Annotated in this window: 24 protein-coding genes and 1 tRNA gene; 13 read left to right on the top strand and 12 right to left on the bottom strand. The window is 59.7% G+C overall.

Going from position 1 to position 18,876, the window contains the following annotated elements; translation table 11 throughout:
* Positions 1–236 precede the first annotated feature (236 nt).
* On the bottom strand, positions 237–1,871 hold the full coding sequence (locus WDN46_08095) for a primase-helicase family protein (GenBank protein ID MEJ0093384.1): 1,635 nt from the start codon (positions 1,869–1,871) through the stop codon (positions 237–239).
* Between the two features lie 80 nt (positions 1,872–1,951).
* On the opposite strand from WDN46_08095, the gene WDN46_08090 reads away from it, so the two are divergent.
* Together WDN46_08090 and WDN46_08085 are read left to right on the top strand one after the other, a co-directional pair.
* Positions 1,952–2,191: a type II toxin-antitoxin system RelE/ParE family toxin gene (locus tag WDN46_08090; protein MEJ0093383.1), complete on the top strand. Its 240-nt coding sequence runs from the start codon at positions 1,952–1,954 to the stop codon at positions 2,189–2,191.
* Between the two features lie 12 nt (positions 2,192–2,203).
* On the top strand, positions 2,204–2,572 hold the full coding sequence (locus WDN46_08085) for a helix-turn-helix transcriptional regulator (protein ID MEJ0093382.1): 369 nt from the start codon (positions 2,204–2,206) through the stop codon (positions 2,570–2,572).
* Between the two features lie 11 nt (positions 2,573–2,583).
* Here the strand turns inward: WDN46_08085 and WDN46_08080 are convergent, their stop codons facing one another.
* The 8 genes from WDN46_08080 to WDN46_08045 form a co-directional block, all read right to left on the bottom strand.
* On the bottom strand, positions 2,584–3,831 hold the full coding sequence (locus tag WDN46_08080) for a DNA primase (GenBank protein ID MEJ0093381.1): 1,248 nt from the start codon (positions 3,829–3,831) through the stop codon (positions 2,584–2,586).
* The gene (locus WDN46_08075) at positions 3,824–4,165 is read right to left on the bottom strand and encodes a hypothetical protein (GenBank protein ID MEJ0093380.1); all 342 of its coding nucleotides are present in this window, start codon (positions 4,163–4,165) and stop codon (positions 3,824–3,826) included. The genes WDN46_08080 and WDN46_08075 overlap by 8 nt, the downstream gene beginning before the upstream one ends.
* Positions 4,165–4,878 (bottom strand): hypothetical protein, encoded by a 714-nt coding sequence (locus WDN46_08070; protein ID MEJ0093379.1) that lies wholly within the window; start codon positions 4,876–4,878, stop codon positions 4,165–4,167. Before WDN46_08070 ends, WDN46_08075 begins: the two co-directional genes overlap by 1 nt.
* Positions 4,875–5,669: an SAM-dependent DNA methyltransferase gene (locus WDN46_08065; GenBank protein MEJ0093378.1), complete on the bottom strand. Its 795-nt coding sequence runs from the start codon at positions 5,667–5,669 to the stop codon at positions 4,875–4,877. Before WDN46_08065 ends, WDN46_08070 begins: the two co-directional genes overlap by 4 nt.
* Positions 5,666–5,914, bottom strand: a complete 249-nt coding sequence (locus WDN46_08060) for a hypothetical protein (protein ID MEJ0093377.1) — start codon at positions 5,912–5,914, stop codon at positions 5,666–5,668. The genes WDN46_08065 and WDN46_08060 overlap by 4 nt, the downstream gene beginning before the upstream one ends.
* Entirely contained in the window at positions 5,907–6,101 is a 195-nt protein-coding gene (locus tag WDN46_08055; protein ID MEJ0093376.1) for a hypothetical protein, read from the bottom strand. Before WDN46_08055 ends, WDN46_08060 begins: the two co-directional genes overlap by 8 nt.
* Entirely contained in the window at positions 6,098–6,928 is an 831-nt protein-coding gene (locus WDN46_08050; protein MEJ0093375.1) for a ParB/RepB/Spo0J family partition protein, read from the bottom strand. The genes WDN46_08055 and WDN46_08050 overlap by 4 nt, the downstream gene beginning before the upstream one ends.
* Before the next feature lie 136 nt (positions 6,929–7,064).
* Positions 7,065–7,418: a hypothetical protein gene (locus tag WDN46_08045; GenBank protein MEJ0093374.1), complete on the bottom strand. Its 354-nt coding sequence runs from the start codon at positions 7,416–7,418 to the stop codon at positions 7,065–7,067.
* A 113-nt stretch (positions 7,419–7,531) separates the two neighbouring features.
* Here WDN46_08045 and WDN46_08040 point away from each other — a divergent pair, with 113 nt between their 5' ends.
* The 5 genes from WDN46_08040 (at position 7,532) to WDN46_08020 (ending at position 11,247) form a co-directional block, all read left to right on the top strand.
* Complete coding sequence (locus WDN46_08040) at positions 7,532–7,822, top strand: hypothetical protein (protein ID MEJ0093373.1); 291 nt, start codon at positions 7,532–7,534, stop codon at positions 7,820–7,822.
* Positions 7,823–8,746: 924 nt separating this feature from the next.
* Entirely contained in the window at positions 8,747–9,349 is a 603-nt protein-coding gene (locus tag WDN46_08035; GenBank protein MEJ0093372.1) for a hypothetical protein, read from the top strand.
* Positions 9,285–10,403, top strand: coding sequence for an ImmA/IrrE family metallo-endopeptidase (locus tag WDN46_08030; GenBank protein ID MEJ0093371.1), 1,119 nt, complete (start codon positions 9,285–9,287; stop codon positions 10,401–10,403). Before WDN46_08035 ends, WDN46_08030 begins: the two co-directional genes overlap by 65 nt.
* Before the next feature lie 230 nt (positions 10,404–10,633).
* Positions 10,634–10,891 carry a hypothetical protein gene (locus WDN46_08025; GenBank protein ID MEJ0093370.1) on the top strand — a complete coding sequence of 86 codons (258 nt, stop codon included), beginning with the start codon at positions 10,634–10,636 and terminating at the stop codon, positions 10,889–10,891.
* Positions 10,891–11,247 carry a hypothetical protein gene (locus WDN46_08020; protein MEJ0093369.1) on the top strand — a complete coding sequence of 119 codons (357 nt, stop codon included), beginning with the start codon at positions 10,891–10,893 and terminating at the stop codon, positions 11,245–11,247. The genes WDN46_08025 and WDN46_08020 overlap by 1 nt, the downstream gene beginning before the upstream one ends.
* Positions 11,248–11,299: 52 nt before the next feature.
* Here the strand turns inward: WDN46_08020 and WDN46_08015 are convergent, their stop codons facing one another.
* On the bottom strand, positions 11,300–11,914 hold the full coding sequence (locus WDN46_08015; protein MEJ0093368.1) for a hypothetical protein: 615 nt from the start codon (positions 11,912–11,914) through the stop codon (positions 11,300–11,302).
* 167 nt (positions 11,915–12,081) lie between these two features.
* Here WDN46_08015 and WDN46_08010 point away from each other — a divergent pair, with 167 nt between their 5' ends.
* From WDN46_08010 to WDN46_07985, 6 genes are all read left to right on the top strand, one after another.
* Complete coding sequence (locus WDN46_08010) at positions 12,082–12,318, top strand: hypothetical protein (protein MEJ0093367.1); 237 nt, start codon at positions 12,082–12,084, stop codon at positions 12,316–12,318.
* Complete coding sequence (locus tag WDN46_08005; protein MEJ0093366.1) at positions 12,315–14,561, top strand: ParB/RepB/Spo0J family partition protein; 2,247 nt, start codon at positions 12,315–12,317, stop codon at positions 14,559–14,561. Before WDN46_08010 ends, WDN46_08005 begins: the two co-directional genes overlap by 4 nt.
* A complete protein-coding gene (locus tag WDN46_08000; protein ID MEJ0093365.1) occupies positions 14,558–14,791 on the top strand; it encodes a hypothetical protein in 234 nt (77 codons plus the stop codon). The genes WDN46_08005 and WDN46_08000 overlap by 4 nt, the downstream gene beginning before the upstream one ends.
* 42 nt (positions 14,792–14,833) lie before the next feature.
* The gene (ssb, locus tag WDN46_07995) at positions 14,834–15,328 is read left to right on the top strand and encodes a single-stranded DNA-binding protein (protein MEJ0093364.1); all 495 of its coding nucleotides are present in this window, start codon (positions 14,834–14,836) and stop codon (positions 15,326–15,328) included.
* Positions 15,329–15,418: 90 nt separating this feature from the next.
* Entirely contained in the window at positions 15,419–15,790 is a 372-nt protein-coding gene (locus WDN46_07990) for a hypothetical protein (GenBank protein MEJ0093363.1), read from the top strand.
* Between the two features lie 560 nt (positions 15,791–16,350).
* Positions 16,351–17,352 (top strand): integrase, encoded by a 1,002-nt coding sequence (locus tag WDN46_07985; GenBank protein MEJ0093362.1) that lies wholly within the window; start codon positions 16,351–16,353, stop codon positions 17,350–17,352.
* Positions 17,353–17,432: 80 nt separating this feature from the next.
* Here WDN46_07985 and WDN46_07980 read toward each other — a convergent pair.
* A tRNA-Leu gene (locus WDN46_07980) sits at positions 17,433–17,518 on the bottom strand.
* Positions 17,519–17,675: 157 nt separating this feature from the next.
* Entirely contained in the window at positions 17,676–18,632 is a 957-nt protein-coding gene (gene mbfA / locus WDN46_07975) for an iron exporter MbfA (GenBank protein MEJ0093361.1), read from the bottom strand.
* Between the last annotated feature and the right edge of the window lie 244 nt (positions 18,633–18,876).

The following is an 18,876-nucleotide window of genomic DNA, read 5'->3' as shown; positions in this document are numbered from 1 at the left end:
AATACCGATGCAACATCAAACGCTTGTCCGACCTGGCCGACCTGTCCGACCTTTTTTGGCTGCTCCGATCTCAATCGCAGGGAGCGAAAGACCTTCGCTGGATTTGCGCATCGCTCGCGCGCACGTGAGAAAAAGGTCGGACAGGTCGGCCAGGTAGGACAGCGCTTTGAACTCAAAAGGGAATTTCGCGTCCTATCTTTTCGTCTTCGTCCGAGAAGATCGGACAGTTCGGACAGCTAGAACTGCGCATCGTGTTCTCCTTCCCCCACGCCATCCTCATTTTCAGCCGAATCCTCTTCGTCGCTCGGCACGCCAAACGATCCCCAATCGACGGCCTGGGCGACGGCCGATTGAAATGCGGCGCGACACTCCTTCAGCGTTGGGAATAAAAAGCAGGGCACGCGGCGTATGACCGTCGACCCGTCTGCAAGTTCGACCGACATGCTCTGCTTGCGGGTCGAAACGGTCGGCACGAGCCTGCGCAGCTTCATGCCGAGGCTGATCTTTTCAGCCTTGCGCCGCACGCCAACTTTCTCGGCGTTGTGCACGTAATCGTCGAACATGGTGTCAACCGGAACCTGTCGCTTCCAGCTGCCGCCGCGCCTGGTCGTCGTGCCATCGCACAATCGTTCGAACCACCAGCTCGTCACCGGATCCAGCGACCGCAATTTTTGCTCGAGCAGCGCCGCGGTTTTCGGAATGATGCGCACGTTCGGCGCGTTCGGCGCGTCAAGGTCGTAGGCCAGCAAATCGGCGAGCAGCGCCTCGCGGCCGCCCGCATTCATTTCAGCGTCCATCTCGGCGAAATAGGCGTGGTTTTGCGCAACATGGGGCGCGACATCGAGCACGCAAAAGCGGCGTTCCTCAAGGCCGGCCGGAATCACCCAATCCTCATTCGAGGAAAACATCAGCCGCACGTAATTATCGAGCCGGATCGGATCGACGCCCTTAGCTTCGATCATTTGCTTGGGCGCTGTCGCCAGGCCTTTCAGCCGGCCCTCGGCCGCCTTGTCGCCGGCCCAAAAGCCTTCGTCCACCTGCAACAGCAGGCACGAGGCCATATGCGCGTTGAATTGCCCGACGAGATAGCGCGGATCATCAACGAGGAAATAGTGCGACTGGAAAAGCGAACCGAAGATCTCGCCGACCTTGGTTTTGCCGCTGCCCATCTTGCCGCGCAGCACGATCGCCGTTCCGGCGCGATCGCGCGGGCGCTGGACGATGTGCGCGCACCAGGCGAAAATCCAATCGAAGAGCTTTCGGTCGCCGTTGGCGATGTTCGTCAGCAGATGGTCGCGAAAGGTTTTATACTTCAGCGGACGTTCCGCGGCCGGCGTATCGAAGTCCGGCTTGACGGAAAAGCCGCGCCATACGTTGAAATAGTTTTTCGTGCCCGGCGCATTGTCAGGATCCGGAAAGAATTCGATGCCGTCATAGGTGCGGCGATTCTTTGCATTCAGCCAATGTGGCGCCCATTTGACCCAGCGTTTAACGTCGACCCAGGTCACCGTGCCGTTGGCGTCTTCACGCCGCTCGCGCTTTTTGACCGCTGAGCTTCGATTGGAGAAATAGGCCCTGAAGGCCTCGATCGACAACACCCGGGTGCGGTCCTCGATCGGCGCGTCGGGCGTCTCGCGCATGATGATGGCGCGAGATCCCATCAACACTAGACAATATTCCGCGTTGAGCTTCTCGACGATGCCGTCAATGCCGCCACCGTCGTCACCGGAGCCATCTTGATCGTCAGGGGGATCCACCGGCGGCGTGCGCGGAGGATCGCCTCCGCTATCGCCAGCGAGGGAGGCATTCGCCGGAAATGCGAGGATCTCCGCCGTTTCGACGGCAGCGACGATTGCGGTTGGATCGTTCATGAGCGTCAATCCTCGCATAATATCGCATATTGAGATATTATGCGCTGGCAATTAGCATCGCGATATGAGATAGTCGGCCTGTGAAAACGGTCTCCTTCACTCGCGCCGCGGCTGCCGACCTCCGCGTCCATCGCTCGGACGCCAATCGCATCGTGGCCAAGATCGAGCGCTATGCGCAGACCGGGGCGGGAGACGTGAAGCAGCTTGTGGGCTCGACGGGGCTGCGCCTGCGGGTTGGCGATTTCCGCGTGATTTTTGAGGAAACCGAAGCCGAGATCATCGTGACGAAAATCGGACCGCGCGGCGATGTCTATGATTGAAGGGAAAGCACAATGAGCCATCAGACCATCAGGACGCCAGGCGGGGAAACGCTGGTGATTTTGCCGCTCGCCGAATTCGAAGCGCTGCGCGACGCTGCGGATGCGGCCGACCACGCAAGGGCGATGGATGCGCTGGCGCGGGGCGAAGATGAGCGGTTGACGGCGAAGGAGGCGCTGGCGCTGGCTGAAGCTAAAACGCCGCTCGCGTTTTGGCGGAATAAGCGCGTGATGACGCAGGGCGAGCTCTCCACGCGCGCCGGCGTTTCGCAAAGCGCCATCGCCGACATGGAGCGTGGCGCGCGCGTTGGGACGGTTGCCGTCCTCAAGCGCGTCGCCGAGGCGCTGGGCGTGCGGATCGAGGATCTGGTCGCCGAGGAATAGGCGTCGCCTGCTCATGCCGCTTTCCCTTCCTGCCACATATCGTTGAAATCGACGCCGGGCGCGGCCATGGCCAGCCGAACCATCAATTGCGGATGCGCAGCGGAAAACCGCTTCGCCGCGCGCTCCAGCGCCATCCGCGTATAGAACGGCTCGCTATCGCCATCGCCCAACAGACAGAGCTCAAGCACGCCGGCGGGGATCCTGATCAGCGGGAACTCCGGATCATCGCGCGGCTCATTGTCGGGCACGAGAACCGGCCGGCTCTTGCCGTTCTTGTCGTCTCGGGTCAGCGTTGGATGCTTGATGCGGCCTCCGGCTTTACCGCAAAGATTGCCGAGATCGACCGAGGTGCGGAATTCAGCGCCCTCGAGCAGGGCCGACGCCGACGCCGCCAGAGCGCAATAGACCGAAAGCACCGTCTCAATGCCCTCGCCGAGAAACAGCCGCGAGGGGCCGCGCCGATCGCCGGGAAACGCCGCCTTGACGCCGCCCGAACGCAACAGGATCGTGCCGCCTTTGATCGAGCCGCGCGCTTTTTTGGACGAGAGAATCTCGCCGGTGTACGGGTTGACGATAAAGGCTTTGCCGTTCGGACGCTCGAGATCAATCCAGGTTCGCTGCACGCCGCGAAAGCGGCCATCCGGGCCGCCTATAGCGCCGAGCAACGCCGGACCTTCGTGAATTACCCGGCCGCCCTGCTCGCGCGGCTTGTCCCAATAGACGACCTTTTCGTGGAATCGCAGCCGCGCCTCGGGCGGCGCCGTCAGGCCGCGGCGAGATAAATAGGCTTCTCCCAGCGTGCCCCGCAAACCTCGCGCGCCGGTCCAGAGCTCGAACGCCGCACGCCGCTCGCGCTCGCGAAAACGAAAGCTCGCCGCCTCTTGCTCATGGCGCTTCGCCTCGTCGGCCGCGTGAGCCTTCGCCGCGCGCTCATTGATGGCGCGCTTCTCTGCCTCGGTCAGTGCGGACGCTCCACGAGGCGGCGGCTCGCCGGTCACGGTCTCGACCGCCGCCAGAAACTCGGTTCCGTCAATATGCTGCGCCAGGGCGATCGCGTCGCCGGCGGCGCCGGACGCGCGGCAGTTCCAGACATTCTTGCGAACGTTGACGCCAAATCGATCGCGGCCGCCACAGCCGGGGCACGGCACGCCGTTGTCTCCGGCCATGGCTTTCGACCAAAGACCGCGCCGCTCCAGTTCGGCTTTCACCGTGACCGCCCGCGCTCGCGCAATCCAATCGTCAGAGGCCTGGTCACGCATGATCGGCATTCTTTTTCAAATCTTCGATCGCATTCCAGACTGTATCGATCGCATAACCGGCGACCGAGGAGCATTCGCCAGCGTGGTCGCGGGTCATGGCGGAGCGGATCTCTTCAATCGTGGCGCCATGCTGCAGAGCGAAGCTGGCGAGGATCATGGCGTCGCGCGCCTCGGCCTCGAGATCGTTCGAGGTCTTGTCGGTCGCCAGAAAGATCTCGCCGACCCGAAAGGTCACAAAATCGAAGACCGAAAACGAGACCTTGAAGCCGCTTTGGCGATAGAAAAACTCGACCGTGAACGCGGTGCGCCGCTTCGGGAATAAACTGCGAGTCATCAGGCGGCCTCAAAGCTCTTGGCGGTCACGCCTCGCAGGAAGGTTTCGCCGCTCGTCATCTGGACCGGTTTGCCCTTGCGGGCGATGAGGGCGCGCAGGCTGCCGGTATGGTCGGCCAATGGCAGTTCGTCGAAAACGAACGTCAGCCGCCCGATCTGCGGCATTTCGAGCGGCAAGCCGCCGATGTTGCGGAGGCTGATGCCGACCCACACCCGCGCTTCCGGCATATCCCGGATGATCTTGAGGCCTGTCTCGAGCCTTTGCGTTATGATTATGTGCTCGGGCCTACGCGCCTCGCTCAGCGGCCGGCCGGTTTGCCCATGGCTCAACGGCAAGAAATAGCCGCCGGCCAGTCCAAAATACAGCCGCGGAGAGTGTGGAGGTTTAAGATCGGCGATCGCCGATCCATCCTCGCGCAGAAATGTACATTCGACTGAGCGTGACTCGTCGACATAAGTACTGAAACGTCCGATCAGCGCGGGATAAGATCCAGCGCCGAGACGGGCGACATAATCGAGATGCGGACGGAAAAGAACCCGGCCGTAGAGGAGCAAAGGACTGAGCGGCAAGAGCCCAAGCGAATCGAGATAGCGGCGGGCAATTGCCGCATCTGGATGATCCAGAGGAACCGCATGCCGGAGTATGTCTTTGACGCGGCAGGCTGAGCGCACGGATCCAGGCAAGGGTGCGCTGCGCCGATCGATAAGGCTCATGCAGCATCTCCATCAATTTGGATTGACGTCTTTGGTCGGCTCGTTTTCCTGCGCTGTGACGGCGGAATGAAGCCGGGCACGGAACGCTGGGCTAGAATGGCGTCGGAAGGCTTCGTCAGCGCCGCACGACGCCCTGGTGGGATCAGAGCGGTGGGGAAGGCTCCCGGAATGTACGGCGAGCGGCAGGGCTCGACGGTCCATACGAACCAGGCGTACATGGTCGCCGTCGATCCTTCAGGGTCATAGCCGCCCTCGCAGATCGGGACGCGCTCTACAAACGGCGCAAACAGCGCCGGCGGATGCGGCGAAAATATCTCCTCAAAGCGCCCATCGCTCTCGAGCCATTGGATACGTTCGAACAGGGCGACGCCGACGCGCGCCTCGTGTATAGCCACCTCAAAGAAGCCGGCGGCGCCTTCAAACGGCGGATTGGCGATGATCCAATCGACACCAGGCCGCCGCGGGGAATTGAGAAAGTCGCGCTGGTGGATTCCGAAAGCGGAGGTGGTTCCTCCTCCGGCCAATTTGTAGATCATCACATCGCTGGCGATGACGTGCTGCGAATACTCGGCCAGCACAGACGACATATGGCCGAGCCCGGCGCAGGGATCTTCAATGCACTCCCTGGCGTTCCAGCCAAAGCCAGGGATCATCGGCAAAACATGCTCGAACAACGCCCGCGTCGCCCAGGGCGGCGTCGGAAACAGCTCGAGCTTTTGCCAGGGCTGACCGTCGGATAGCCGGGGCCGCTTCATCGCCCGCACGGCGCTGTGGCCCTTCCCTTCCGTCATCGGCATTCCCCGGCGAGTTTTAGGAAGGCGAGCGGCCACGTGCGCGGCTCGTCGCATCCGTCAAACAAGACCCAGGCGAAAAGGCCGCTCGTGGCGAGCAGGCGACCGCTTGCGCGCAGCACAGGGCCACAGGTCGAGACATACTTCGAGCTCGATCCGATATCCCGTTCTGGGATAAACGGCACAGCGTGCGAATCGATAAGAATGGATGATTCCGCGACGCCGAAGGCGTTGTCATCAGCCATAGGATGCCGCCCTCCGCATCCGTGCCCATCGCAATGCGACGCCGGCGCCACGCAGCTCGCGTATCTTTTCGTTGATCGCGCCGCGGCTGGTCGCGAAGCGGGCGGCGAGATCGGTCGGGCCGACGCCGGCGTTCCAGGCTTCAATCAGTCGCTTTTCCGCATCGACGGTCCACTTGAGACGTCTCATGCCAGCGCCTTTCGTTTGGATAGAAGGCGGGTCAGATGATCAATGATCGCGGCTTCAAGCAGATCGGAGCTTTTCAGCTTCGGATGCTTTGCCGCTTCGATGGTCGCGATCTTGTATGCTTTGCAGAGGTCTACAGATGCGAACACCTCGATAAGGCGTTTGTCAGTCCGCCATTCGGCATGGTCCGAAAGCACGGTGGCGACAGCAAAGATGATTCGAGACAGCAACGAGCCGCCGCGTTTGCCCTCCGAGGCCCCGACAGCCTGCAGCGTCAGGATCGTCAACGCCTCGCCATATCTCGCGAGGCATATGCCGATCGTGCCGCAAGCAATCGTATGGCCCGGCTTCAGATCCTTGCCGGCGATGCAATGGGTGACGATCGTGACGCCGGCCTTGCGCGCGACGGCCTCGACCGCCAGGGCCTCCGGAGCGCCGGCGGCCAGCGCGCTCTTGTAGATCATCAGCCGGTTCATCCGCGTCACCTGGCCGTTGATCGCCCGGAAGGCTTGCGCCTGTTGTTTGCGATCGGCCTGGATGATCAGGCACGGCACTGAGTCGACGCCGATCGTCGCTGCGGCCGTGGTGCGGTGCTGGCCATCGACGATCGCATAAGCACCGCCGGCGACAGGGCTGACGACGACGGGCGCAAATTTCCTCCAGGAGAACGCATCTGCAATCGCGCGAATGTTGCGTTGGCCGGCTGGAGTGATCTCGCGTTGATAGGCGTCGTCGACGATCAATTTGCCGATCGGCAGCCACCGCAGCTCGGGCACGGGGCCGTAGTCTTCCGGGCCATGAACGTCGGCCAGGGGCTCAATTTGCCTCATGATCACGCCCTCTCAATTCGGTCGGCTACAGCGAAAAGCCATTTCGCGATAGCGAGATCGGCCCTGGCTCCGACGCCAATCGCCTTTGCGCAAAGGCGCACAATCTCGGCAGCAACAATCCGCATAAAAACCGCCCCTAAAGCTGGCCGATCTCGCGTTCGAGCCGCGCCAGCTCGGCGCTCAAATTCTCGCGACGCGCAGCGCGCGACGCAGTGCTCAGCCAATCGCATCCTGGGAAACAGGCGGCGAGGAATTCGGGACCATAGGCGGCGACCAGCCGACCAAACGCATGCATGTTCGGGGTTGAGGTTCCGTCCAGCCACTTCTCGACGGTGCGCTCAGACGCGCCAATATTTGCCGCGACGCACTGCGCCGTCTTGACAGGATGGCGTGTTGCAAAAAAGACACCCCAAACTTGGGTGTCGATTCCCCCAAACTTGGGGAAGAAAGACCCAGACTTCCGCATAAAACCCTCCGATGCTTGGGACATCGGGGGTTCCGGAAAGGAGGCGATGGAATAGTTTGAGACGCGCATTGCAATTATCCCAGAATGACCCGCGGGCGCTGGAACGCTCAAAGGTCGGAACGCATCAAAGGCAAAGCATGAGCAACGAGATCACGATCGCCTCGACGAGCGAGGAGATCGAAAGACTGAAAGGCCATCTCCTTGTTGTGGAGACGGCGCTCGGAAAATTGGTGTGGTGCTGCGCGCGCGACGCGCGGCGCCACGGCGATTGGCTCGCGGCGTATCTGGTCGCACTGCGCACGGAGCATGAATGCTGGGCAGATCAGCCGCCGTTAGGCGAGGCAGCGATGCACGAGGCCGAAGATCGCCTCGGCGGAATTCTGCAGGCGCTCGATCAGGGCGCCTTGGCGATTTGCCCGAAGAGTTGATGCCGCGGCGCGTGGCGATTTTCAGAGTTGGGCAAGGTTGCCGAATCATGAATTCGGCGTTTCCTGCTCCGTGATTTAGCGATGAAAGAGCAATGGTCATGGCGTCACCTCCTGCCTCGAAGGTGAGTTTTCGTGGCCGTATGAGAAACGCTTCAGGTCCGCGAGATCGAGAGACCCGCCAAATTCGGTAAACAACTTTATCTGCCAATGAGCAGGGATGCCGCGCTTTCGCCATTTGAATATAGCGGCCTGCGACGCACCCAGCTCCAAGGCTCGCCGTTCAATTTCCTGCTTCGTGGGAGAGGTCTCTTGCATGCACATTAAAATTGGACAATTCGTCCAATTTGTCAAGGACACGATGTCTAATGCTCTTGGACAAATCGTCTAGCATCATGCGGAGCATGGCAGAATCAAACGAAGAGCTAACGTTCAACACCGCTTTTTGCAGCCGCGTCAAAGAACTGCGGGAAGCAAAGAATTGGACAGCAGAGCAAATGGCCATAGCCCTGGGCATACCCTCAGAGCGATATCGCAAATACGAGGTTAGAAGCCCGCTGCCACAGTATCTCCTTCCCAGGTTTGCTGCGATCGTGGACCGCTCCATCGAATACATTGTGACGGGAATGGAGGTTAAGTCACAGACTGTCCGTCATCCGGTAAAGAAGCGAATGCGCGCGTAGATCCGCCCGGATCGGAAAGGACCCAAAAATACAAAAGAGAGATCGAGGCGCACCGGTAGAAGCCGTCTATACCGGTTCAATCCACGGCAGCCAAAGGGAATGCGCGCCCGGATTTGGCTGAAGCACAGGCGTGAAATCAGGGGAAAAACCAGCCCTCTCGACCTGCGGTTATATTTTTGGTTATATTTTAGATTGACTTTGTACGGCTCGTGGACGATTTTTGCTTCTTGGATAGGAGCCGGACATGGACCGTGAGGAAGACCAGAACAACGCGATGGCGATTGCCGAGCCCATACTGGCGGGCCTTTATGCGATCTTGAACGAAGCGGTCGCGTTTTATTTCGATGATGCGAATTATTCGAACGCCGCGCGCGCTGAGCACAATGACCGGGCCGTGGCGAACAATATCTATTCACACGCTGAAAAACGGGTCGTGACCTTTGCCGAAGGTACACCCGGCCTGAACGTCATCAACTCTCACTCATTGATAGTAGCTAATTATTTGGATCAAGGGCTGTTTCGCTTCAAAAAGGTCAAAGCGAACGGCAAGCATAGCAACTATCAGACAAAGCAACAGCAAGACTATGACGACCAAAAAACTTTTGCGGATTTCCCCGCTCCTGCGGTCCGTCTCACCGTCGGTTACGAACTGGATGCGTCTGGTGCTGGGCTAAAGCGGATCATGATCGCGAGACCGATTGGACGAAGCATTTTATGGACTGCTCAGGTGATGATGGAGGCAGAGGTCGCACGATGGGAAGACATTACACCGCGACGTTTTGATGCGACAGAAAGTATTGATTTCGATGCTGACCGGGCAAGGAGCCGTCGCGGCCGTGGCAGATGATATTTTTAACCCCGATATGCTTCGGCTCGCTCGTGACGCGCGAGAACTTACCCAAGCCGAACTGGCCACTAATACCGGCATGACGCAGGCGTTTATGTCTAAGCTTGAGCATGGTCTGATTGCTCAACCCGGCGAAGAAGCTCTCCGACTAATTGCCGAGGAACTTCGCTTTCCCGAGCATTTCTTCTTCCAGAGAGAGCGAGCGATTGGATTCCCGCATTTTCATTTTCGCAAACGAGCGAAGCTTGGCGCAAAGCCGCTGGCCAGAATTGGAGCTTTGATAAATATTCGTCGGCAGCACGTGGTTAAGCTCTTGCGTTCCTATGAAGCGCCGGTCGCGAAACCAATTCCGCAAATTGATCTTGACCAATCCGGAGCTACGCCGGAACAACTTGCTGAGCGGTTGAGAGCTTATTGGATGATGCCTCGTGGGCCCGTCTCGAACCTCGTCGAATTAATCGAGGAGGCGGGTGGTATTGTTACTTCTGCTCGATTTGGCACGAACCTTTTGGATGGCCTCAGTTTTCGAACGGAGGGATTGCCTCCTTTGTTTTTCATGAATCGGGAGATGCCAAACGATCGCTTTCGGTTTTCGTTAGCGCACGAGCTTGGCCACATGGTCATGCACAGCCTGCCGGATGATGACGAAAAAATGGAATCAGAAGCTCATCGCTTTGCAGCCGCGTTTTTAATGCCGGCGAGCGATATCAAACCATATTTGGTTTCTCCCAAATTGAATGCGTTGGGGCGTGTCAAAGCATACTGGAAAGTATCGATAAAATCATTGATTAAGAGAGCTTTTGATTTGGAGTTAATAACTCCTGGCCAATATAAATCGCTAAACATACAGTATGTAAAGTCTTTTAAAGGGGTTGAGCCGGTTGAGTTAAAGCCGGAGATACCCCTTCGTCTCAAAAACATAGTTACCTACCACCGAACGACTTTAGGGTATTCGACTGATGACCTGGCAAAAATGCTCGCTGCCCGGCCAGAGGATGTCGAGCGCGTTTACTTCGGGGGAAAGCCAGGGATTCGACTGGTTGTATCTAACTGAATAGAGTTCACCCCCTCCAGCGTGAAAGTCTAGCCGCTTGGGCTGAGGCGTTGTCTTGCTTCGGGTGGCAACGCTCACGACTCTTGAACCGGCTCAGCCCGGCCTTGCTCCGGGCTTTTATGCGCAGGATGGCAAATGGCGTGCGCTTGCAGGAAAAACTTGGACAATTTGTCCTTGACTAGTTGGACGATTTGTCCAATATTGCTTCATCACACCGATGGAGCGCCGACATGGCCCAAACCTTTCAGCCGCCGATCCACGCTAAAGCGGTGGCGGACGAGCAGGCAATCGCCGTCATGCACGGCGCCATCGAAAATCTGTCGTGGAATGAGCTCAATCTCTTCGAGCATCGCGTTTTCGCCTATCTCACCGCCGGCATTCCTTCGCGCTTCATCATGCGCTTCGACGAGGCGGCCCTCGCCGTCGAGCATATTCGCCGACGCGCCATGGGCGATGTGCCCGGCGCCGTCTTCGGCGAGGCGGCGTGATGAGCGGCCTGTTCTACGATCCGCCGCAAAGTCCAATCGGCTCCCAGATCGACGAAGGCAGTCGGACCGAGGGCTGTTGCTGCAAGCCGGACGACCCGAAACCTAACGCGCTGATCGAAGCAGCGATGATCGTTATTTACGCCGTCGTTGCGACCGCCTGCCTACTTGCCCTTGCAATGTTCGGCATCGTCGCCCCGCGCATCGTCAGCGATGCAATGCATTCCATTTCATGCCCCTCCGCGCCGGAGCAAAGCTCCTTGCAGCAGAGCCCGGCCCGCGTGTTTTCCCCCAGCGCGGGCCGGGTCTTTTCTCAAATCGATCCAATCCTCATCGCACCATTTTGGAGCCAGCCATGACGCTTGACGAATATTTCGTCGGCTCGTTCAGAGAGGTGGCTTGATGACTATTTTACGCCGCTCCCTCAAAGCGCCAGACATGCGCCAGAATGCGCTTGCGGAACGAAAGAATTGCTCTCGCGCCGGCGTCCCGGCCGAGCGATTGAATGGCGAGGTTGTGCGCCATATCTCTGGCTGCACGATAGACTGGCGGCGCGTCGCCGCTCATCTCGATCCAAGATTCCAATACAGCGCTGCGCCTATCCGGATCGTCCTTTCCCGCGGCGAGCTCTCGCGCAAGGGCGATATACCCTCGCGCCAGATCGGAATGCAGCGCCGCCCGTCCGCTAAAATCGAAGCAGAGATCTGCGGCTCCGAAAGCCGCGATCAAAAGTCCAGAAAGCCAAGCCACGAACACTTCTCCGGCCGCGGCAGTTCCAAGCAGGATTGTAAAGAACATCGTCCAACGATGCAGGCCGGTAAACCAGGCCTGCCTCGCGCGATGATAATGCACGTCTACCGCGAGATAAAATTCGAGATCTGCGGCTTCCGTGTTCAGCGTGACGACGTCGGCTTCGGAGCCGGCTTCGGCTGTGGCGGAGGAGCCGCTGGACGCGTCCGGGGCCACTCCTTCTGTAGCGGCTTTGTCGGAGGCGTGGGCGTCTGCCCAGTCTTGTTTGTTGCCCATTGTTCAACCCTTTCTATTCGTGATCTCCAATCGGTTGGTGGTTGGTGGTTGCGAGGCCCGATCCGCGTGCTGGCGGATCGGGCCACTTTCATGATTCGCGGAATGCCCAGCGATGGGAATTCGCCAATAGATCCGCGTCAACCCGCCGTTGAGGAGGACAGGCCGTTATGAGCCCTTCGATCAGCCCTACGCCGCAATCCGTCACTGAGGACGATTGCAATGAATTTATCGACCTTCTGGTCACGGAAGCGGCAGAAGGCGCGCCGCGGGACAAGGGAGTCGCGATGAAGACGCTGCCGCATTTCAGCCGCGCCAAAATCGCCGTCCTGAACGGTGCGCCCCGCACCGCCTATCGCATGATCATGCGCGCCGCCGACCTGTTGCTGAACGAGGCCGCAGAATGACCGCCGCCCTCCAAAGCTCACAAAATAACGGTCGCCAGTCATTGACCGTTTCGCTGCAGGCGATTGTCGGCGTTAGCGAACTAAACCCCCGCTTCTTCGATGATCGCGAGGACATCGACGGGCTCGCCGCCTCGTTGCTGGCGAGCGGACAATTGCAGCCGCTCCTCGTAATGACCACGGACCATCCGAGTCGTCCCGCCAATTGGGTCGGCGATTTTTACGTCGTTCTCGACGGGCAACGCCGCTGGCGCGCGATGCAGCTGCTCGCCGACCAGAATGGCGGCGCAGCGCACTATGCCGTTGACGTCGAGGTGTTTGCCGCCGACGAGCCTTCTCTTCGCGAGATCGCGCTGGCCGCGAATACAATGCGCCGGCCGCTGCACCCGGTCGAGGAATATGAGGCATTCGTGGCCATGGCTCGCGCCGGCTTCGACGAAGAGCGCATTGCGCGAGATTTTGGCCTCGGTCTCCGTCACGTCCGCCAGCGCCTGGCGCTGGGACGCTTGTCGCCCAAGATTTTGACCGCCTGGCGGGAAGGCAAGATCAACGCCGACGTGGCGCAGGCTTATACCGCCGGCGATGCGCACGCGGCGCAAGAGGCCGTCTTCGACCAGCTCAGCACAGGCGGTCACTATCCACATCAGATCCGGCAAAAGCTGCGCTCCGACACGCTTTCAGGTCAATCGAAGGAAGCGCTCTACATCGGCGCCGACGCCTATGTGGCCGCCGGCGGCCGGATCGAGGAAAACCTTTTCGAGGAAGAAATCATTTTCCGCGACGGCTCTCTGTTGAAGCGTCTCGCGCGCGAGAAGCTTTTGGCCGCGGCGGAGGCAATCGCGGAAAAAGAGGGCTGGGGCTTTGTCGTCGCCGGCGGCGATCAGCCCGACGGCGGTTATCTCGTCGAAGACTATGAGGTGGACTTCCTGCCGGCCGAGGAGCAACGGCTCGAAGCGATCGAGGATGAAGAAAACGCAGTCATCGCCGCCCATGGACCCAACCATGCTCGGATTAATGAATTATGGGCAGAGAGGGATGGCATTGAAACTCGCGCCCTGCTCCGCTCCATCCCCCAATCCCAACGCGCCACGCTCGGCCTCGTCGCTGACCTCCAGCTCGATGGAACCCCAATGTTCGGCAGGGGTTTCGAGGCTAGTCCTGCAACTCGCAGCGACGGTCTGTCAGTTCGTGATTCCGCGCCCCCCGCACCAAGGAGCGTGGAGAAGGGCGCGGCGGCCGAGTTTTCGCCCCTGTCGGTGGCCGCGCCCGACAAAACCTCAAAGGCCGTCCGCGCCGTCATCGACGAAGCCGTCGAGAATTCCTTTTCCGAATGCATTCGCTCGCGCCCCGATCTCGCCCTGATGGTCGCCGTCGCCAAACTCGGAACAGATTACGGCCAAGCCTATGGCTGCGTCGGCCTGTCGATCACAAGTAATCAATCCTTCGAGGCCAGGTCGGAGCTCCTTAAGAGAATAGGGCGGCTAAGATTTAACGAGGCGCTGGCGATTTGCGCCAATGCGCCGCTGGTCGATCTCTCGGTCGCTTTTACGGAACTCGTCGCGCGCTCGATCAGGATTGTCGGCGATTCTCTGCGGGGCGAAGTCCCGCTATCCGATCTGACGCCCCTCGCCGCAGCGCTTTCTATGCGCGGCGCCCCATTAGCTGCCCAGCTCGATCAAGCGTTCGATCGCAAGGCCTATTTCGACGCGGCGACAAAAGGCGCCGCCCTCGCCGTCGTCGACGCGATCGGCACGCCGGCGATCAATCGCGCCGACAAGAAAGGCGCCATCGCCGACTATGTCGCGGCCGACGCGACGAAAAAGAAATGGTTGCCGGCGCCGCTCGCCGCCTGGGCCGAAACGCCGGCGACGTCGCTCGAGCTCCCGCGTCAAGAACAGGACGAACGGCCACTCGCGCAGGCCATGGTCGAGGCGATCGACGCCGATGAGGACGAGGCGGCGGAGGAGGCATCGGGCAGCCATGCGATCCCCTCGCACAAAACTGCCGTACATTTCTTCCTCGAAGAGGTGATGGATTGCAGCACAGGCGTCGAACGGCCGCAAACCAAAGCCTCCGTCCTGCATCAGGCCTATTTGAACTTCGCCGCCGGGCGCGGCCTTCCCGAGCTGACTATCACCGCTTTCAGCGCCGCCGTTCTTGCGCTTGGCTATGAGAAAAAGCGCATCAAAACCGGCGTCCACTATCTCGGAATCGCTTTGCGCGAGCAGGTCGATGAGGCCGCATGATGTCGCCTCATCTCAACAAGCTCAAATCTCGCCTGGCGCACATCGAACGGCGCATCGGCTGCTGCGACCAAATTATTCGCAACGCAGTTCTTTCGAAATCCGAAATCGCGGTCGCCGTTGAAGATCGCGCCACACTCGCGCCCGAGCGCGAGCTGCTCGCCGATCAGATCACGGCGATCGAAGCCTTCGAAACCGCCAAGCGCGAACAACTCCTAACGGAGAACCCATGAACATTTTGTCTCACGCGTGCTCTTTCTTGAGCGAGGCCGACGATGAGCGGCGTTAACAAAGTCATTCTCATCGGCCGTCTCGGCCGCGATCCCGAGGTGCGGCGCACCAACGCCGGCGGCGCGGTCACCACCTTCTCGATCGCGACGTCGGACACCTGGCGCGACAAGGCCAGCGGCGAGCGCAAAGAGCGCGTGGAATGGCACAACATCGTCATCTTCAACGAGAACCTTGGCAAGGTCGCCGAGAGCTATTTGAAGAAAGGCTCGCAGGCCTATGTCGAAGGCAAGCTGCGCACGCGATCCTATACCGACAAGGATGGCGCCGAGCGCAGGACCACGGAGATCGTGCTCGAGCAATTCGGAGGTCAGCTCGCGCTGCTCGACAAGGGCGAAAGAACTGGCCCGTCGGCCGACAGCTATGGCACGGTCGGCGACAGGCCGGCGCGGCCCGCGCAGCAGCACGATGATCCGCGCATGGCCATGGGCGATCGCCCTACACGCACCGCCGACGTGATCGACGACGACATTCCTTTCTGAGGATTTCCCCCACCCCGTCTGGCGCCGTCACGTTCTGCCCCGCAACTCACGCAACGTTATTGACGCCGACATTTTCTTGAGGAGGCAGCGATGCCAGACGAGTTTCAAAAGCTCGCGTCAACGCGGAAAAGATTGAAACAACGCTCGGCGACGCTGAGACGCGCAAAGAAGCGGATCAAGGCGCAGCAGGCCACGATCAGCGCCTTGGAGCAGCAATTGCGACAGACCTTCAGTCGGGACCACGTCAATATTTTGTGTGAAACGATCACCGGGAAGAATGACAGGATTCTAGAGCTTGAGATAACATTGCAGCGGATCAAACGCATCGCAGATATCTCCGCAAATATAATGCTCAGTCCAGAGCGCATCGGAACTTGGAGCGCTCAAGAAATATCCAAGCAATTCCATCGCATCATAGATCGAAGCGTAATCGCCATTAAGACCGTAAGCCGGACGGCCTAGGCCAATGGAGCACTGTCGCCACAACAATCTACAAATCCATCGACTGCTGCCGTTACCTTCACAATCCACCTCCATCGCCGCGATGCTCGCGCCGGAGAAAGGCCAAGCCTGAACCATGAGTCGCGCCCGCTTAACCGATAGTTTGTTTCTTACCGAGGGGGAGATTGCCGCCAGGGTCGGGATGACGTGCCTTGAGTGGCAGGCGGCGGCCTATGTTCTTGAAAAGAATGGTTTGCCGACGCCTGACCCCGTATTTCACAACCGCCGATATTGGCCAGCAGTCAAGGCATTTTTGGACCGGCGCGCCGGGATAGGCAATGATGCTCCGTCGTTAACTCGCGACGGAGGAGAAAATTGGGATGGAAATCTTGGACGAAAGTCACGCGCCAGGGCGTAGGGTCATGCTCCGCAAGACGGGCAGGCGTGACGTTTATTGGGTTGCGTCAAGGGCCGCGGTAAAAGCCGGATACGAGCCAAAGACCCTATTTCTCAGGGACGATCCTGGGGATACAGACGCGCCACCACCGGTCGCAGCGCTGTGCCGGCGTTATTGGGCAGAGATGTTGGAATTTCTAAGAGGTGTGGCGACGACGCCAGGTGGCGCCTCGATTGGCACCATTGCGTGGCTGGCTGAGATGTACACCCGTGATGAGGAAAGCCCCTACCAGACCAAGCGGGCGGTCACAAAGGAGGGCTACGATAAAAGCCTTAAAATCCTAAAGGAGACGGTCGGCGCTCGCCGTATCGACGCTATCACGTCCAACGACGTTCGGAGGTGGCACAAGGAGTGGGGGCGGTGTGACGACGAGGGAAAGCTTGCCAACCCGCGCCGCGCCTATGGCTGCGTGCAAATGCTCAGAATCATTGTCAAATACGGCAAGGGACTTCGTAATTCGGCATGCAAAGATCTGGCGGGGATCCTCACGGATACCGAATTCTCACCCGGTAAGGGGCGTAAGCAGACGATATCTGTCGACCAGGTCAAGGCGTTTATCATCGAGGCTCACGCTGCCGCGTTGCCGAGCATGGCGCGGGCGGTCGCGATACAGTTCGCGTGCGCCCTCCGCCAAAAGGACGTGATCGGAGAATGGCTAAGAAAGCCAGATGGCAAACATTGGACGGTAGGTCTACGCTGGGGCGAGCACATCAAAGCCGATTGGCACCTGGAGAAGCCCACCAGCAAGAGCAATTTCGATGAAGTTGCAGAATTCGACCTGCGTCTCTTGCCAATGGTCATGGCGGAACTTGTGACAGTACCGATTACAAGCCGGATTGGCCCCGTGATTCTGGATGAGCGGTCCGGCCGGCCGTATATTCAGCGCGAGTTTGCCCGGCGCTTCCGCAAGATCGCCCAGGCAGCCAGGATTCCTGACAAGGTCTGGAACATGGATACGCGGGCCGGTGCGATTTCAGATGCCTATGACAAAGAGGCGAAATCGGAGGACGCCATGGAACTCGGCACGCACAAGCAGCTAGCGACCAACCTGAAATATAAGCGCGGCCGTATAGCCGCAACAAACCGCATTTCCAAACTGCGATTCGGCGACAAGAACGAGGGCTGAACGAGGCCGTCTAACACGTCGTCTAACACGAGTAGGTGCCAGGGATCTCGCACTCCTCCAATACACCTTTAAAATCAATGTGGTGCGGACGACGGGAATCGAACCCGTATGACCAAAGGTCGAGGGATTTTAAGTCCCTTGCGTCTACCAATTCCGCCACGTCCGCAACATGCCGTCCTTGGCTTTTGTCAGACATTGCCGACGGAGCCAAATCCAATCAAGCGCTACGCATGCGCTAGCGCTTCCGACCGCCTGAGGTAACGTGTTGCGGCGGCCGCGTCAAAGTCGGCGCCCGCATCGCGGTCGCCTTTGCGCCGCTCTAATCAGGCGCCGCCAATCAAAATGCCGGCCGCAAGGACGAGGCCTCCCCCAAGCATGACCTTGGCTGCCGCTGAAACCGGAGGAATGTCCATGAAGCGCCACTGGATATAGGCGATTATGAGCAACTCGAACATCACAACCACGGCCGCGATGGCGGTGGCGGTGTAGAAATTTGGAATGAGGTAGGGCAGCGTGTGGCCGATGCCGCCGGCGACTGTCATGAGCCCGCACACGAGCCCCCGAAGAAGCGGCGCGCCGCGGCCGGACAGCTTTCCGTCGTCGGCCAGCGCCTCTGCAAACCCCATCGAGATGCCGGCCCCAAGCGAGGCCGCCAAGCCGACCTGAAACGCATTCCACGGGTTATGCGTCGCAAAGGCCGCGGCGAAGACGGGGGCCAGAGTCGATACTGATCCGTCCATCAGGCCAACGAGGCCCGGTTGGATGATCTGGAGTATGAAACGGCGGCTCGCGTTCTCGTCCTCCCTCCCGCGTTTCTCTCCTGGCAGACGTTTGGCCTCAATCGCGCTCGCCCGCCGCTCATGGCCGGCCTCGGCCTCGGCGAGATCGCCGAGCAGCTTGCGAATCTCGGCGTCGCTCGTTCGCTCCATTGCGCGGTGGTAGAATCGACCGGCGTCCTGCTCCATCACCCTCGCCTGCCGACGCAGGATTTCGATGCCGAGCGGGCGCAGCTGCCACATCGGTCGCCGCTGGATCCATCCGCGAATATCCTGACGGCGAATGAGCGGGATGTGGCTGCCGAATTTGTTCGTGAACATGTCGATGAGCCAGCGGCGATGGTCGCCTTCCTCTTCAGACATATCGACGAACATTTTTGCGCTGTCGGGATAGTCATCGCGCAGCATTTCGGCGATGTCGGAGTAGATGCGGCCGTCCTCTTCCTCGCTGCTGATTGCCAGTGCCAGAATCTCGCGTTCAGTCAGCTCGGAAAAGCCCTTCATGTGCGCGCCCTAGTTTGGAATAATTCCAATCAAGGGCTAATATGGCGCCGCAACCAATCTCGCAAGAGAAAATCGGCGGGAGAAGATTGGGCAAGAGAAAATCAACGCGGAAAATCGGCGAGGGATCGGATGAGCTTGCTTCTCTCTCTAGCGGTTCAAACCCTCGGCCGCAGCGAGATGGACGCTTCCTCGGGCCGCCGGTCGCATCGCGCGCCATAGGCGGCGCGCGCATCGCTTTCCTGCC

It is taken from the genome of Methylocella sp. (assembly GCA_037200525.1).
GTDB lineage: Bacteria > Pseudomonadota > Alphaproteobacteria > Rhizobiales > Beijerinckiaceae > Methylocapsa.
This window is presented reverse-complemented; position numbering and strand designations above follow the sequence as displayed.

Coding starts and splice junctions, on each gene's coding strand:
- WDN46_08095 (MEJ0093384.1), bottom strand. CDS start 1,871: ATGAACGATCCAACCGCAATCGTCGCTGCCGTCGAAACGGCGGAGATC.
- WDN46_08085 (MEJ0093382.1), top strand. CDS start 2,204: ATGAGCCATCAGACCATCAGGACGCCAGGCGGGGAAACGCTGGTGATT.
- WDN46_08080 (MEJ0093381.1), bottom strand. CDS start 3,831: ATGCGTGACCAGGCCTCTGACGATTGGATTGCGCGAGCGCGGGCGGTC.
- WDN46_08075 (MEJ0093380.1), bottom strand. CDS start 4,165: ATGACTCGCAGTTTATTCCCGAAGCGGCGCACCGCGTTCACGGTCGAG.
- WDN46_08070 (MEJ0093379.1), bottom strand. CDS start 4,878: ATGAGCCTTATCGATCGGCGCAGCGCACCCTTGCCTGGATCCGTGCGC.
- WDN46_08065 (MEJ0093378.1), bottom strand. CDS start 5,669: ATGACGGAAGGGAAGGGCCACAGCGCCGTGCGGGCGATGAAGCGGCCC.
- WDN46_08060 (MEJ0093377.1), bottom strand. CDS start 5,914: ATGGCTGATGACAACGCCTTCGGCGTCGCGGAATCATCCATTCTTATC.
- WDN46_08055 (MEJ0093376.1), bottom strand. CDS start 6,101: ATGAGACGTCTCAAGTGGACCGTCGATGCGGAAAAGCGACTGATTGAA.
- WDN46_08050 (MEJ0093375.1), bottom strand. CDS start 6,928: ATGAGGCAAATTGAGCCCCTGGCCGACGTTCATGGCCCGGAAGACTAC.
- WDN46_08045 (MEJ0093374.1), bottom strand. CDS start 7,418: ATGTCCCAAGCATCGGAGGGTTTTATGCGGAAGTCTGGGTCTTTCTTC.
- WDN46_08040 (MEJ0093373.1), top strand. CDS start 7,532: ATGAGCAACGAGATCACGATCGCCTCGACGAGCGAGGAGATCGAAAGA.
- WDN46_08035 (MEJ0093372.1), top strand. CDS start 8,747: ATGGACCGTGAGGAAGACCAGAACAACGCGATGGCGATTGCCGAGCCC.
- WDN46_08030 (MEJ0093371.1), top strand. CDS start 9,285: ATGCGACAGAAAGTATTGATTTCGATGCTGACCGGGCAAGGAGCCGTC.
- WDN46_08025 (MEJ0093370.1), top strand. CDS start 10,634: ATGGCCCAAACCTTTCAGCCGCCGATCCACGCTAAAGCGGTGGCGGAC.
- WDN46_08020 (MEJ0093369.1), top strand. CDS start 10,891: ATGAGCGGCCTGTTCTACGATCCGCCGCAAAGTCCAATCGGCTCCCAG.
- WDN46_08015 (MEJ0093368.1), bottom strand. CDS start 11,914: ATGGGCAACAAACAAGACTGGGCAGACGCCCACGCCTCCGACAAAGCC.
- WDN46_08010 (MEJ0093367.1), top strand. CDS start 12,082: ATGAGCCCTTCGATCAGCCCTACGCCGCAATCCGTCACTGAGGACGAT.
- WDN46_08005 (MEJ0093366.1), top strand. CDS start 12,315: ATGACCGCCGCCCTCCAAAGCTCACAAAATAACGGTCGCCAGTCATTG.
- WDN46_08000 (MEJ0093365.1), top strand. CDS start 14,558: ATGATGTCGCCTCATCTCAACAAGCTCAAATCTCGCCTGGCGCACATC.
- ssb (MEJ0093364.1), top strand. CDS start 14,834: ATGAGCGGCGTTAACAAAGTCATTCTCATCGGCCGTCTCGGCCGCGAT.
- WDN46_07990 (MEJ0093363.1), top strand. CDS start 15,419: ATGCCAGACGAGTTTCAAAAGCTCGCGTCAACGCGGAAAAGATTGAAA.
- WDN46_07985 (MEJ0093362.1), top strand. CDS start 16,351: ATGTTGGAATTTCTAAGAGGTGTGGCGACGACGCCAGGTGGCGCCTCG.
- mbfA (MEJ0093361.1), bottom strand. CDS start 18,632: ATGAAGGGCTTTTCCGAGCTGACTGAACGCGAGATTCTGGCACTGGCA.